Raw genomic sequence first — 13,179 nt, 5'->3', positions numbered from 1 at the left:
AGTTTTCGGGGGAGGGTGAACAAAATTTATCAACAGGTTAGGTCTCAATGCGCATTTTACTGAGTAACGATGACGGTATCCATGCGCCAGGCATACAGACGCTGGCAAAAGCGCTGCGTGAGTTTGCTGAGGTGCAGGTTGTCGCGCCCGATCGTAATCGTAGTGGGGCGTCGAACTCGCTGACGCTGGAAACGCCTCTGCGTACCTTTAACTATCCCAACGGGGATATTGCGGTGCAGATGGGTACGCCGACTGACTGCGTCTACCTCGGGGTGAATGCCCTGATGCGTCCTAAGCCGGATATCGTGGTGTCGGGGATCAATGCGGGACCCAATCTGGGCGATGATGTGATTTATTCAGGTACGGTAGCCGCTGCGATGGAAGGGCGGCATCTGGGGCTGCCTGCGCTGGCGGTCTCCCTTGACGGGCATGTGCATTACGACACCGCCGCCGCCGTCACCTGTTCAATCCTGAAAGCATTACTGCGTGAGCCATTGCGTACCGGGCGTATTCTGAATATTAATGTGCCGGATTTGCCCCTCGATCAAATCAAAGGCATTCGCGTCACCCGTTGTGGCAGCCGCCATCCCAGCGATCAGGCCATCCCGCAGCAGGACCCGCGCGGTAATACGATGTACTGGATTGGACCGCCGGGTGAAAAGCTCGATGCAGGCCCGGACACGGATTTTGCCGCCGTCGATGAGGGGTATGTCTCGGTGACCGCACTGCATGTTGACCTGACTGCTCATGCCGCGCAGGAGGTCGTCTCTTCCTGGTTAGCCAACGTTGAGGTCAATCGCGAATGGTGAGTGGGCGGATAGAGACGCTGTTGACGCAGTTGCGGCAACAAGGCATCGATGATGAACGGCTGCTGAAAGCCATTGAAGATGTGCCGCGTGAACGCTTTATTGATGAGGCCTTTGAACATAAAGCCTGGGAAAATACGGCGTTGCCCATAGGGTCCGGGCAGACGATTTCCCAGCCTTACATGGTCGCAAAAATGACGTCCTTGCTGGCCCTGACGCCGGAATCACGCGTGCTGGAAATCGGCACGGGTTCCGGTTATCAGACGGCGATTCTGGCCCACCTGGTGGAGCATGTTTTCTCAGTCGAGCGGATTAAAGGCTTACAGTGGCAGGCCAAGCGCCGCCTGAAGCAGCTGGATCTGCATAATGTCTCTACCCGTCATGGTGATGGCTGGCTTGGCTGGCCGTCGCGCGGGCCGTTTGATGCGATTATCGTCACGGCAGCACCGCCTGAAATTCCTGAGGCATTGATGTCGCAGCTTGATGAGGACGGTATCATGGTGTTGCCGGTGGGGGAAGAGCAGCAGGTCTTGCAGCGTATTCGCCGTAAAGGTGACGAATTTATCATCGAAACCGTCGAAGCCGTCCGTTTTGTCCCGTTGGTAAAAGGTGATCTTGCCTGATATCCGCAACAACCAGGATATTTCTATACAACTGTTTCATGGCACGCAGTCATTGATATTGCTAGTATCTGACTAAATTTGCGCATGCGGGCTTGATGCCGTCAGTCGTGCTGCTGTTATGTTATTTATATTTTTTTCGTCAAAGTATTGCCGTAATGGGGGATTGAATGAGCACGGGAAGCCCAGTATTTAAGTTACGCCGTCTTGCGGCCGTTTCATTAGTAGGATTTTGGCTGGCAGGTTGTACCAGCAGCGATAACGCACAGGCCCCCATCAGCTCAGTTGGCGGAAATGACTCCGGCATGATGAGCGGCAATTCTGGCAACTCGGGCATGACCAGTAGCGCAGGTGGCAGCAACGGCGGGTTTATCCGCCCGGCTCGCCCTCCGGTATCGGGTGGGGGAATGACTGCCACTTCATCTGCCTCCTCCACGAGCCAAAATCAGAATGTGGTGACCGAAAACGGTCGAATTGTGTACAATCGCAGTTATGGGAATATTCCTAAAGGTAGCTATGGCGGTGATACTTACACCGTAAAACGGGGTGATACGCTGTTCTATATTGCCTGGATTACCGGTAACGATTTCCGCGATCTTGCCCAGCGCAATAACGTTGCCGCGCCTTATGGGCTCAACGTTGGCCAGCAATTGCAGGTAGCGAACGGCTCTGGTAGCCCAATCACCGGGGGCAATGCGGTCACGGCAGCAGATGCCAATGCTGGCGGCATGACCACGGCTTCTTCCGGTTCACAAATGAACACCGGAACGGTTGCACACCAACCGGTAATTACGTATTCTGAGGATTCAGGTACACCAAGTGAAGGCAAAATGCTGCCTTCGTCCGGGAAAACTGCTGCAACGACAACAGTTCCGGTTACCGCCCCGACCGTCAGTAGCACAACAGACAGCGCAACCCCAGTGGGAAGCTGGCGTTGGCCGACAGACGGTAAGATCATCGATAACTTCTCTGCTTCCGAAGGGGGCAATAAAGGCATCGATATTGCGGGTTCGCGCGGTCAGTCCGTCATCTCCACCGCCTCTGGCCGCGTGGTTTATGCCGGTAATGCTCTGCGTGGCTACGGTAATTTGATTATCATCAAACATAATGATGACTACCTGAGTGCGTATGCCCACAACGATTCCATGCTGGTCCGTGAACAACAAGAAGTGAAAGCGGGTCAGAAGATCGCCACAATGGGTAGTACCGGCACGAGTTCGGTTAGATTGCACTTTGAAATTCGTTACAAGGGGAAATCCGTAAATCCGTTGCGCTATTTACCGCAACGTTAATCCGGCAGAACCCTGGTGTTCTGCCCTGAGATCACGGGTAGGAGCCGCTTATGAGCCAGAATACGCTGAAAGTTAACGAGTTAAATGAAGACGCGGAATTCGACGAAAACGGAGCTGAGGTTTTTGACGAGAAGGCACTTGTCGGAAATGAACCTGGTGATAACGACTTAGCAGAAGAAGAGCTGTTATCACAGGGCGCAACCCAGCGCGTACTGGATGCAACGCAGCTCTACTTAGGAGAGATTGGTTATTCTCCGTTGCTTACGGCAGAGGAAGAAGTATTCTTCGCTCGTCGTGCACTCCGTGGTGACATTCCTTCTCGTCGTCGTATGATCGAAAGTAACCTGCGTCTGGTGGTGAAGATCGCCCGTCGCTACAGCAATCGTGGTCTGGCACTACTGGACCTGATTGAAGAAGGTAACCTCGGTCTGATCCGCGCCGTAGAGAAGTTTGACCCGGAAAGAGGCTTCCGCTTCTCAACGTATGCCACGTGGTGGATTCGTCAGACGATTGAACGGGCGATTATGAATCAAACCCGTACTATCCGCCTGCCAATTCATATCGTGAAAGAACTGAACGTTTATCTGCGTACCGCGCGTGAACTTTCCCATAAGCTCGATCATGAGCCCAGTGCGGAAGAGATTGCCGAGAAGTTAGATAAACCTGTTGATGATGTCAGCCGGATGCTGCGTCTCAACGAACGCATTACCTCAGTTGATACGCCTCTGGGCGGTGATTCTGAGAAAGCGCTGCTGGACATCCTGGCCGATGAAAAAGAAAACGGCCCGGAAGACACCACGCAGGACGATGATATGAAACAAAGCATCGTCAAATGGTTGTTCGAACTGAACGCCAAGCAGCGTGAAGTGCTGGCACGTCGTTTCGGCCTGTTGGGCTATGAAGCGGCAACGCTGGAAGATGTGGGTCGTGAAATTGGTTTGACCCGCGAGCGTGTGCGCCAGATTCAGGTTGAAGGTTTACGCCGCCTGCGTGAGATCCTGCAGGCTCAGGGGCTAAACATTGAAGCCCTGTTTCGTGAATAATTAAGCGAAACAGGTTGCGCAACCGCCTGATGAATTGAGTAATGCGAGAAACGGTGACTTCGGTCACCGTTTTTTTTTGCCTGTAGGTTATCTCACACCTCGCCGCATTGAAGTGCCCAGATGGCGGCTTCAACGCGGGATTTCATATTCAGTTTTTTCAGCAGATGTTTGACATGCACCTTCACGGTACTTTCACTGATCCCCAGTCTGCGGGCAATCAGCTTATTACTCATGCCCTGGGCGATTAACCGGAGAACATCGCGTTCGCGTGTGGTGAAGTCTGGTTTTTCGGCCAGTGGCGGGGCGCGTTGCTGGCGAAGACTGGCGGCCAACAGAGACGGCAGGGTATTGCTCAACACCAGCTCCCCGGCAGCGGCCCGATGCAGGCACTCCAGCAAACTTTCAGGCTCCATATCTTTCAACAGGTAGCCATCAGCTCCGCGCTTTAATGCGTTGATCACATCATCTTCATAGTCTGACACGCTGAAAACCACAATGTGACCGCAGGCATCGATGGCCCGTAGCTGTTCCAGCGTTTCAAGACCGTTCATGCCGGGCATATTCAGATCGAGCAGGATCAAATCCGCTTCAAGCTTTTCTGCCAGCGCTACACCATCCGCCCCGTTACTGGCTTCCCCTACCACGCACAAACGTGAATCGAGACCGATAAGTTGCTTAAGTCCGTTACGGATCATCGGGTGATCGTCGATCAATAATACACTGGCGGGTTTATTGGAGAGCAATTGCGTAAGCTGGGTTGTCATCCTGTCTTCCTGCTGGTGGCCGATTCGCGGAATGCTAACTCTTCAGATGAAGTGGCAGCGGAGGATTGTCACCGATTGGCCTTTCTATTCCCATACCTATTTTGTGGTAATACCAAATATCTATATTTGGGTGGTTCAGAAAATAAAACAACATAAAATTTATAAATATTTGATTATATTGATTTTAATAATCTACTCCCTCCACGTCCCTCACCATACTCCCCCTGAATCGGCGCTTTCTCACCTGCAACCCGCTTGATACACGTCAATTTAAACCCTGCCTGAGATGCCCAGGATAGCTGATAAATACACAGTCAGTGAGAAAATTATGTCGAAAATTAACGCATCGCCAGGGACGAAAAATCGTGCGCTTATTCAGGACTGGCAGCCTGAAAACGTCGTTTTCTGGAAACAAACTGGCAAACGGATTGCCAGCCGAAATCTGTGGATTTCTGTGTTCTGCCTGTTACTCGCCTTCTGCGTCTGGATGCTGTTTAGCACCGTTGCAGTCAATCTCAATAAAGTCGGTTTCAACTTCACTACCGATCAACTGTTCCTGCTGACCGCGCTGCCATCGGTTTCCGGTGCGCTGCTGCGCGTTCCCTATTCGTTTGTGGTCCCGGTGTTTGGTGGCCGTCGCTGGACGGCGTTCAGCACTGCTCTGATGCTGGTGCCCTGTATCTGGCTGGGTTTTGCCGTGCAAAACCCAGCCACGCCCTATGCCGTATTTGTGGTGATCGCTCTGCTGTGCGGTTTTGCCGGGGCTAACTTTGCTTCCAGCATGGGCAATATCAGCTTCTTCTTCCCGAAGGCCCGTCAGGGCGCTGCGCTGGGAATCAATGGTGGGTTAGGTAACCTGGGTGTCAGCGTGATGCAGCTGTTTGCACCCATTGCTATCTCGGTAGCCTTGTTTAGCTGCTTTAGCGGCCCGTCTTCTCATGCAGAAAATGGGCTGTGGTTAGAAAATGCGGCCTGGATGTGGGTGCCGTTCTTGCTCATCGCCACGTTCGCCGCCTGGTTTGGTATGAACGATCTGGCTGCGGCGAAAAGTTCTCTGCGCCAGCAACTGCCCGTGCTGAAACGCGGGCATCTGTGGATCCTGTCGCTGTTGTACCTTGCGACGTTTGGGTCGTTTATCGGTTTCTCTGCCGGTTTTGCCATGCTGTCCAAAACACAATTCCCCGATGTGGTCATCATGCATTACGCCTTCTTTGGTCCCTTTATTGGGGCACTGGCACGGTCCGCGGGTGGCATCGTCTCCGATCGCCTTGGTGGCGTGCGGGTATCACTGTTCACCTTCATTCTGATGGCGGTATTTACCGCACTGCTGTTCCTGACGCTTCCGGGTGAAGGCCAGTCAGGTTCATTTATCGCCTTTTATGGCGTGTTTATGGTGCTGTTCTTCGCGGCGGGACTGGGAAGTGGTTCCACCTTCCAGATGATTGCCGTTATCTTCCGAAAAATCACCATTGACCGGGTTAAGGCAGCAGGCGGAAGCGATGAAGCTGCACAGCATGAAGCCGTTACCGATACCAGCGCCGCACTCGGTTTTATCTCAGCAATTGGTGCATTGGGTGGGTTCTTTATCCCGCAAACCTTCGGAATGTCACTGTCACTCAGCGGTTCACCCGCCGGAGCGATGAAAGTGTTCCTGGTGTTTTATCTCATCTGTATCGCGATTACCTGGCTGGTTTACGGCCGTAAAAAAACGAAATAAACGCGAGCATCCTTTTAGTGTTTTGGAGCATGTCGAATGAGTAAGTTTCTTGATCGGTTACGTTATTTTAAACAGTTGGGTGAGCCGTTCTCCGGCCAGCACGGGCAAACACTGAACACCAACCGTGACTGGGAGGAGGGTTATCGCAGCCGCTGGCAGCATGACAAAATCGTCCGCTCTACTCATGGTGTGAACTGCACCGGTTCCTGCAGCTGGAAGATCTATGTCAAAAATGGTCTGGTGACCTGGGAAACCCAGCAAACGGACTACCCGCGTACCCGACCCGACCTGCCTAACCACGAGCCGCGCGGTTGTCCGCGTGGGGCCAGTTACTCCTGGTATCTGTACAGCGCCAACCGCCTGAAATACCCGCTGGTGCGCAAACGCCTGGTCAGTCTCTGGCGCGCGGCAAAAGCGCAGCACAGTGACCCGGTCCTCGCCTGGCAGTCGATTGTGGACAATCCTGAGCAGGCAAAAAGCTATAAAGAGGCTCGCGGGCGCGGCGGCTTTGTTCGTGCCGACTGGCAGGAAGTAAATGAACTGATTGCGGCCGCCAATATCTATACGGCGAAAGCGTTCGGACCTGACCGTATTATCGGGTTCTCGCCTATTCCGGCGATGTCGATGGTGTCCTATGCGGCCGGTTCACGCTATCTCTCACTGATTGGCGGCATCTGTCTGAGCTTTTATGACTGGTACTGCGACCTGCCACCCGCATCACCCATGACGTGGGGTGAGCAGACCGATGTTCCCGAGTCGGCAGACTGGTACAACTCCGCGTATATTCTTGCCTGGGGCAGTAACGTGCCGCAGACGCGAACCCCGGATGCACACTTCTTTACCGAAGTCCGCTATAAAGGCACCAAAACCGTTGCGATCACCCCGGACTACGCTGAAATTGCCAAGCTGTGCGATCACTGGTTGAGCCCGAAGCAGGGGACTGACAGCGCGCTGGCGCTGGCATTTGGCCATGTGATCCTGACCGAATTCCACCATCAGCGCGAGGTGGAGTATTTCCGCAACTATGTGCGCCAGTACAGCGATATGCCGATGCTGGTGCTGCTGGAGCAGCGCGAAGGCGGCTATTACGCAGCCGGACGTATGCTGCGTGCCAGCGATCTGGTGGACGGGTTGGGGCAGGAGAATAACCCGCAGTGGAAAACCATTGCCATTAACCAGAAAAACGGTGAGCTGGTGGCCCCGCAGGGGTCAATTGGTTATCGCTGGGGCGAGAAAGGCAAATGGAACCTTGAGCAGCGCGAAGGTAGAAATCAGGAGGAAGTCGAGCTGCAACTCAGCCTGCTGGGCCAGTATGACGAGCTGGTCGATGTTGGTTTCCCTTACTTTGGTGCAATAGATAACCCGAATTTCAACCGCGTGCAGTTGGATGAAATTCTGCTGCACAGGCTGCCGGTAAAACGGCTGCAACTGGCCGATGGATCGAGTGCCCTTGTCACCAGCGTGTATGATCTGACGCTGGCAAACTACGGCGTAGATCGCGGGCTGGATGATGCTAACTGTGCCGCCAGCTATGACGAAGTGAAAGCATATTCCCCGGCCTGGGCAGAACAGATCACTGGCGTATCCCGCCAGAATATTGTGCGTATAGCGCGTGAATTTGCAGAAACCGCAGAAAAAACCCGTGGACGTTCGATGATTATCGTCGGTGCCGGCCTGAACCACTGGTATCACATGGACATGAACTACCGGGGTTTGATCAATATGCTGGTGTTCTGTGGCTGCGTGGGGCAGAGCGGCGGCGGTTGGGCGCACTATGTTGGTCAGGAGAAGCTCCGTCCACAAACGGGCTGGTTGCCGCTGGCCTTCGGCCTTGACTGGCAGCGTCCGCCGCGCCAGATGAACAGCACCTCATTTTTCTACAACCACTCCAGCCAGTGGCGCTATGAAACATTGCGCACTGATGAGCTGCTGTCACCGCTGGCGGATAAATCGCGCTACGGCGGCAGCCTGATTGACTTTAATGTGCGTTCCGAACGCATGGGCTGGCTGCCTTCCGCCCCGCAATTAAATACCAATCCGCTGCGCCTTGCTGCGCAGGCACAGGCCGCAGGTAAAACACCGCTGGATTTCACCGTCGACGGTTTGAAAGAGGGTAGCCTGCGTTTTGCCGCTGAACAGCCGGATAATGAGCAGAACTTCCCGCGTAACCTGTTTGTCTGGCGATCCAACCTGCTGGGGTCATCGGGTAAGGGGCATGAGTATCTGCTGAAATATCTGCTGGGGACGGAAAATGGGATTCAGGGGAGCGACCTGGGCGCGCAGGGCGGTGTCAAACCGCAGGAAGTTGAGTGGCAGGATAATCCGGGCACAGGGAAACTCGATCTGGTCGTGACCCTCGATTTCCGTATGTCCAGCACCTGCCTCTATTCCGATATCGTTCTGCCAACCGCCACCTGGTATGAAAAAGACGATATGAATACCTCGGATATGCATCCGTTTATTCATCCCCTGTCGGCGGCGGTCGATCCGGCCTGGGAATCCCGCAGTGACTGGGAGATCTACAAAGGCATCGCCAAAACATTCTCTGAACTTTGCATCGGTCATCTGGGTAAAGAAACCGATGTGGTACTCCAACCGATTCAGCATGACTCGGCTGCGGAACTGGCGCAACCGTTGGAGGTACAGGACTGGCACCGGGGCGAGTGCGATCTGATCCCTGGGAAAACCGCACCTCATATTGTCACCGTCGAGCGTGACTATCCGGCGACCTGGGAACGCTTTACCTCGCTGGGCCCACTGCTGGATACGCTGGGCAATGGCGGTAAAGGCATCAGCTGGAATACCCAGACGGAAGTCGATTTCCTGAAAAAACTCAACTACGTCAAGGCAGAAGGCCCGGCAGCCGGCCGTCCGAACATCAACAGCGCGATTGATGCTGCCGAGGTCATCCTGTCGCTGGCACCGGAAACCAATGGTCAGGTCGCGGTAAAAGCCTGGCAGGCACTGGGCGAGTTTACCGGACGCGATCACACCCATCTGGCGCTGAATAAAGAAGATTAAAAGATCCGCTTCCGCGATATTCAGGCGCAGCCGCGCAAAGTTATCTCCAGCCCAACCTGGTCAGGCCTGGAAGATGAACACGTCTCTTATAACGCAGGCTATACCAACGTCCATGAACTGATCCCGTGGCGTACCCTAAGTGGCCGCCAGCAGCTGTATCAGGATCATCAGTGGATGCGTGACTTCGGTGAAAGCCTGCTGGTCTATCGTCCGCCGATTGATACCCGCACGGTGCAGCCGCTGCTGAACAAAAAGCCGAACGGTAACCCGGAAAGAGCGCTTAACTTCCTGACGCCGCACCAGAAATGGGGCATTCACTCCACGTACAGCGACAACCTGTTGATGCTCACGCTTTCTCGCGGCGGACCGATTGTCTGGATGAGTGAGGAGGATGCGCAGGCGCTGGGGATCGTCGATAACGACTGGATCGAGGCGTTTAACGCCAACGGTGCACTGACCGCCCGTGCGGTTGTCAGCCAGCGCGTCCCGGCGGGCATGACCATGATGTATCACGCTCAGGAACGCATCGTGAATATTCCCGGGTCGGAGATCACCAGCCAGCGCGGTGGTATCCATAATTCCGTCACGCGCGTGTGCCCTAAACCGACTCATATGATTGGCGGCTATGCGCAACTGGCTTACAGCTTTAACTATTACGGCACCGTCGGTTCCAACCGGGACGAGTTCGTGATCGTGAGAAAAATGAATCAGATTAACTGGTTAGATGGTGAAGGCAACGATGATTGCCAGGGTAGTCAGCAGGAGGCAGGCCAATGAAAATTCGTTCTCAGGTCGGGATGGTGCTCAATCTCGACAAATGTATCGGCTGTCACACCTGTTCGGTGACCTGTAAAAACGTCTGGACCAGCCGTGAAGGTATGGAATATGCCTGGTTCAATAACGTTGAAAGCAAACCGGGTGTGGGCTTCCCTCATGCCTGGGAAGATCAGGAAAAATGGAAGGGGGGGTGGATCCGTAAGATCAATGGCAGGCTGGTGCCACGTATGGGAAATCGTGTGGGCGTGCTTTCGAAAATCTTTGCCAACCCCGACCTCCCCGGGCTGGATGATTATTACGAGCCGTTCGACTTTGATTATCAGCATCTGCACAACGCCCCTGCCGGGAAACATCAGCCGATTGCCCGCCCGCGATCGCTGATCACCGGCAAACGCATGAAGAAGATCGAAAATGGCCCGAACTGGGAGGAGATCCTCGGCGGCGAATTTTCAAAACGCTCACAGGATAAAAACTTCGACAACATGCAGAAAGAGATGTATGGACAGTTCGAAAACACCTTCATGATGTATCTGCCACGGTTGTGTGAACACTGTCTGAATCCAGCCTGTGTGGCAACTTGTCCGAGCGGGGCGATCTATAAGCGTGAGGAAGATGGCATCGTGCTGATCGACCAGGATAAGTGTCGCGGCTGGCGCATGTGCATTACCGGCTGCCCTTACAAAAAGATCTACTTCAACTGGAAAAGTGGCAAGTCGGAAAAATGCATTTTCTGCTATCCGCGTATCGAATCCGGCCAGCCGACCGTGTGCTCGGAAACCTGCGTAGGCCGTATTCGCTATCTTGGTGTGCTGCTGTATGACGCTGACCGTATTGAGCAGGCTGCTGCGGTAGAGAACGAAAAAGATCTCTACCAAAGTCAGCTGGATGTGTTCCTCGATCCCCACGATCCGGCCGTGATTGCCCAGGCGCTAAAAGACGGTGTGCCGCAGAGCGTGATCGATGCGGCGCAACAGTCTCCGGTGTACAAAATGGCGATGGACTGGAAGCTGGCACTGCCGCTGCATCCGGAATATCGCACCCTGCCGATGGTATGGTACGTCCCGCCGCTGTCACCGATTCAGTCGGTATCGGATGCCGGAATGCTGGCGCACAGCGGTGTGCTGCCGGACGTGGAAAGCCTGCGTATTCCGGTGCAGTACCTGGCTAATCTGCTGACGGCCGGAGACACTGCACCGGTACTGCAGGCACTCAATCGCCTGATGGCGATGCGTCACTACAAGCGCGCAGAAACCGTTGACGGCGTTCATGATGTCCGTGCGCTGGAACAGGTGGGGCTGACGGAAGCGCAGGCGCAGGAAATGTATCGTTATCTGGCGATTGCTAACTACGAAGACCGCTTTGTTATCCCGAGCAGTCATCGCGAAATGGCGCGTGATGCGTTCCCGGAAAGCAAAGGATGCGGTTTTAGTTTTGGTGATGGCTGCCACGGCAGTGACGTTAAATTTAACCTGTTTAACAGCCGCCGTATTGATGCGATCGATGTATCGAAGAAAACCCCTTATGACGCGGAGAACAACTCATGATTGCTCTGCGTATTATTGCCCGTTTGCTTGATTATCCGCAGCAGGACTTTGTCGACCATCAGGATGAGGTGCTTGCCGCCCTGGCACAGGCGGAAGAACTGGATGCTGAGCAGCAGACGTTGTTGGTCAGTCTGATCCAGAAATCAGCCTCCCGGCCCCTGCTGGACAGGCAGGCAGAGTACTGCGAGCTGTTTGATCGTGGCCGGGCGACATCGCTGCTGCTGTTTGAACATGTGCACGGCGAATCGCGCGATCGCGGCCAGGCAATGGTGGATCTGTTGGCGCAATACCGTGCTGATGGACTGGAGCTGAATGCGAAAGAGTTACCGGACTTTTTACCGCTGTACCTGGAATATCTGGCGCAAGGAGATCGGGATCGCATCCGGCGAGGCCTTCAGGATGTCGCGCCGATTCTGGCGCTGCTGGCGGCAAGACTGGACGAGCGACAGAGTGATTTTGCGCCGCTGTTTTCGCTACTGCTGGCGCTTTCTGGCAGCAGTGCGAACCCTGCATTATTGCAAGAGCAGGTGGCTCAGGAAGCACGCGATGATACGCCCGCGGCGCTGGATGCCGTATGGGAAGAGGAGCAGGTGGCGTTTATCGCTCAGATGAATCCGGGCGGTAGTGGCTGCGAACCTGCGCAGCAACCGCGTTCTTCTGCGGCAGTGATGCCACAGTATCTCGATATTTCAGCATCAAGCCAGGCGGCGAGAGGAGAGTAAATCATGGCGTTTTTAAATCAGTTCTTCTTTGATATTTATCCTTATCTCGCCGGGACCGTATTCCTGGTAGGCAGCTGGCTGCGTTACGACTACGGGCAATACAGCTGGCGCGCAGGCTCCAGTCAGATGTTAAGTAAGAAAGGAATGAGGCTGGCATCGAACCTGTTTCACGTGGGGATTATCGGGATCCTGCTGGGGCATTTCGTGGGCCTGCTGACCCCACACTGGGTCTACGAGCCTTTTCTTTCAGCGGCGGAAAAACAGTTGCTGGCGATGATCGCGGGCGGGATTTTTGGTGCGATGACGCTGATTGGTGGTGGATTGTTGCTTAAACGCCGTCTGACCGATGCGCGGGTCCGTGCCACCAGTAGTGCTGCTGATATTCTGATCATGACGCTGCTGGTGCTGCAGGCGTTGCTGGGGCTGACCACCATTCACTTCTCGGCTCAGCACATGGATGGCAGCGAGATGCTGAAGCTGACAAGCTGGGCGCAGAGTATTGTGACGTTCCAGGGCGGGGCATCACATCATCTTGATGGTGTGGCGGTGATCTTCCGTCTGCATATGGTACTGGGAATGACGCTGTTCTTACTGTTCCCGTTCTGCCGTCTGGTGCATATCTGGAGTGCGCCAGTTGAATACCTTACGCGCCGCTACCAACTGGTGCGTAACCGCCGCTGATGATCTCAGTGCAATTCACCATCCGAGGGCCAGGCATGCCTGGCCCCTACGATATACCTTTGATATTGGCGTAGGGGCGGGCCATGACCCGCTACAACGATATACCTTTGATATTGGCGTAGGGGCGGGCCATGTCCGCTCCTACGATATACCTTTGATATTAGCGTAGGGGCGGGGCATGACCCGCCCCCG

The 13,179-nt window shown here is 54.5% G+C and carries 9 protein-coding genes and 1 pseudogene; 9 read left to right on the top strand and 1 reads right to left on the bottom strand.

The window, feature by feature from the left end; all coding sequences use genetic code 11:
• Positions 1–47: 47 nt before the first annotated feature.
• From surE to rpoS, 4 genes are all read left to right on the top strand, one after another.
• A complete protein-coding gene (gene surE / locus WH279_RS11085) occupies positions 48–809 on the top strand; it encodes a 5'/3'-nucleotidase SurE (RefSeq protein WP_200643222.1) in 762 nt (253 codons plus the stop codon).
• Positions 803–1,429 (top strand): protein-L-isoaspartate(D-aspartate) O-methyltransferase, encoded by a 627-nt coding sequence (locus tag WH279_RS11080; RefSeq protein WP_200643223.1) that lies wholly within the window; start codon positions 803–805, stop codon positions 1,427–1,429. The genes surE and WH279_RS11080 overlap by 7 nt, the downstream gene beginning before the upstream one ends.
• Before the next feature lie 167 nt (positions 1,430–1,596).
• Positions 1,597–2,718 (top strand): murein hydrolase activator NlpD, encoded by a 1,122-nt coding sequence (gene nlpD / locus WH279_RS11075; RefSeq protein ID WP_339456570.1) that lies wholly within the window; start codon positions 1,597–1,599, stop codon positions 2,716–2,718.
• Between the two features lie 50 nt (positions 2,719–2,768).
• Positions 2,769–3,761, top strand: a complete 993-nt coding sequence (rpoS, locus tag WH279_RS11070; RefSeq protein WP_133846013.1) for an RNA polymerase sigma factor RpoS — start codon at positions 2,769–2,771, stop codon at positions 3,759–3,761.
• A gap of 92 nt (positions 3,762–3,853) precedes the next feature.
• Here the strand turns inward: rpoS and narL are convergent, their stop codons facing one another.
• Positions 3,854–4,525 carry a two-component system response regulator NarL gene (gene narL, locus WH279_RS11065; RefSeq protein ID WP_339456567.1) on the bottom strand — a complete coding sequence of 224 codons (672 nt, stop codon included), beginning with the start codon at positions 4,523–4,525 and terminating at the stop codon, positions 3,854–3,856.
• A gap of 328 nt (positions 4,526–4,853) precedes the next feature.
• Between narL and WH279_RS11060 the strand changes: the two genes are divergently transcribed.
• The 5 genes and pseudogenes from WH279_RS11060 (at position 4,854) to narI (ending at position 12,987) form a co-directional block, all read left to right on the top strand.
• Entirely contained in the window at positions 4,854–6,242 is a 1,389-nt protein-coding gene (locus WH279_RS11060) for a NarK family nitrate/nitrite MFS transporter (RefSeq protein ID WP_339456565.1), read from the top strand.
• 36 nt (positions 6,243–6,278) lie between these two features.
• Positions 6,279–10,040: pseudogene (locus tag WH279_RS11055) on the top strand (nitrate reductase subunit alpha).
• Positions 10,037–11,584 (top strand): nitrate reductase subunit beta, encoded by a 1,548-nt coding sequence (gene narH / locus WH279_RS11050; protein ID WP_339456563.1) that lies wholly within the window; start codon positions 10,037–10,039, stop codon positions 11,582–11,584. The pseudogene WH279_RS11055 and the gene narH overlap by 4 nt, the downstream one beginning before the upstream one ends.
• Positions 11,581–12,306 carry a nitrate reductase molybdenum cofactor assembly chaperone gene (narJ, locus tag WH279_RS11045; protein WP_339456561.1) on the top strand — a complete coding sequence of 242 codons (726 nt, stop codon included), beginning with the start codon at positions 11,581–11,583 and terminating at the stop codon, positions 12,304–12,306. Before narH ends, narJ begins: the two co-directional genes overlap by 4 nt.
• Before the next feature lie 3 nt (positions 12,307–12,309).
• A complete protein-coding gene (gene narI, locus WH279_RS11040) occupies positions 12,310–12,987 on the top strand; it encodes a respiratory nitrate reductase subunit gamma (protein WP_200643230.1) in 678 nt (225 codons plus the stop codon).
• Positions 12,988–13,179: the final 192 nt, after the last annotated feature.

The sequence above is a fragment of the Erwinia sp. MYb375 genome (genome assembly GCF_037479175.1).
GTDB classification, from domain to species: Bacteria; Pseudomonadota; Gammaproteobacteria; order Enterobacterales; family Enterobacteriaceae; genus Erwinia; species Erwinia rhapontici.
The sequence above is the reverse complement of the archived record's forward strand: the minus strand, read 5'-3'. Positions and strand labels throughout refer to the sequence as shown.

Coding starts and splice junctions, on each gene's coding strand:
- WH279_RS11080 (WP_200643223.1), top strand. CDS start 803: ATGGTGAGTGGGCGGATAGAGACGCTGTTGACGCAGTTGCGGCAACAA.
- narI (WP_200643230.1), top strand. CDS start 12,310: ATGGCGTTTTTAAATCAGTTCTTCTTTGATATTTATCCTTATCTCGCC.
- WH279_RS11060 (WP_339456565.1), top strand. CDS start 4,854: ATGTCGAAAATTAACGCATCGCCAGGGACGAAAAATCGTGCGCTTATT.
- narL (WP_339456567.1), bottom strand. CDS start 4,525: ATGACAACCCAGCTTACGCAATTGCTCTCCAATAAACCCGCCAGTGTA.
- rpoS (WP_133846013.1), top strand. CDS start 2,769: ATGAGCCAGAATACGCTGAAAGTTAACGAGTTAAATGAAGACGCGGAA.
- narH (WP_339456563.1), top strand. CDS start 10,037: ATGAAAATTCGTTCTCAGGTCGGGATGGTGCTCAATCTCGACAAATGT.
- surE (WP_200643222.1), top strand. CDS start 48: ATGCGCATTTTACTGAGTAACGATGACGGTATCCATGCGCCAGGCATA.
- narJ (WP_339456561.1), top strand. CDS start 11,581: ATGATTGCTCTGCGTATTATTGCCCGTTTGCTTGATTATCCGCAGCAG.
- nlpD (WP_339456570.1), top strand. CDS start 1,597: ATGAGCACGGGAAGCCCAGTATTTAAGTTACGCCGTCTTGCGGCCGTT.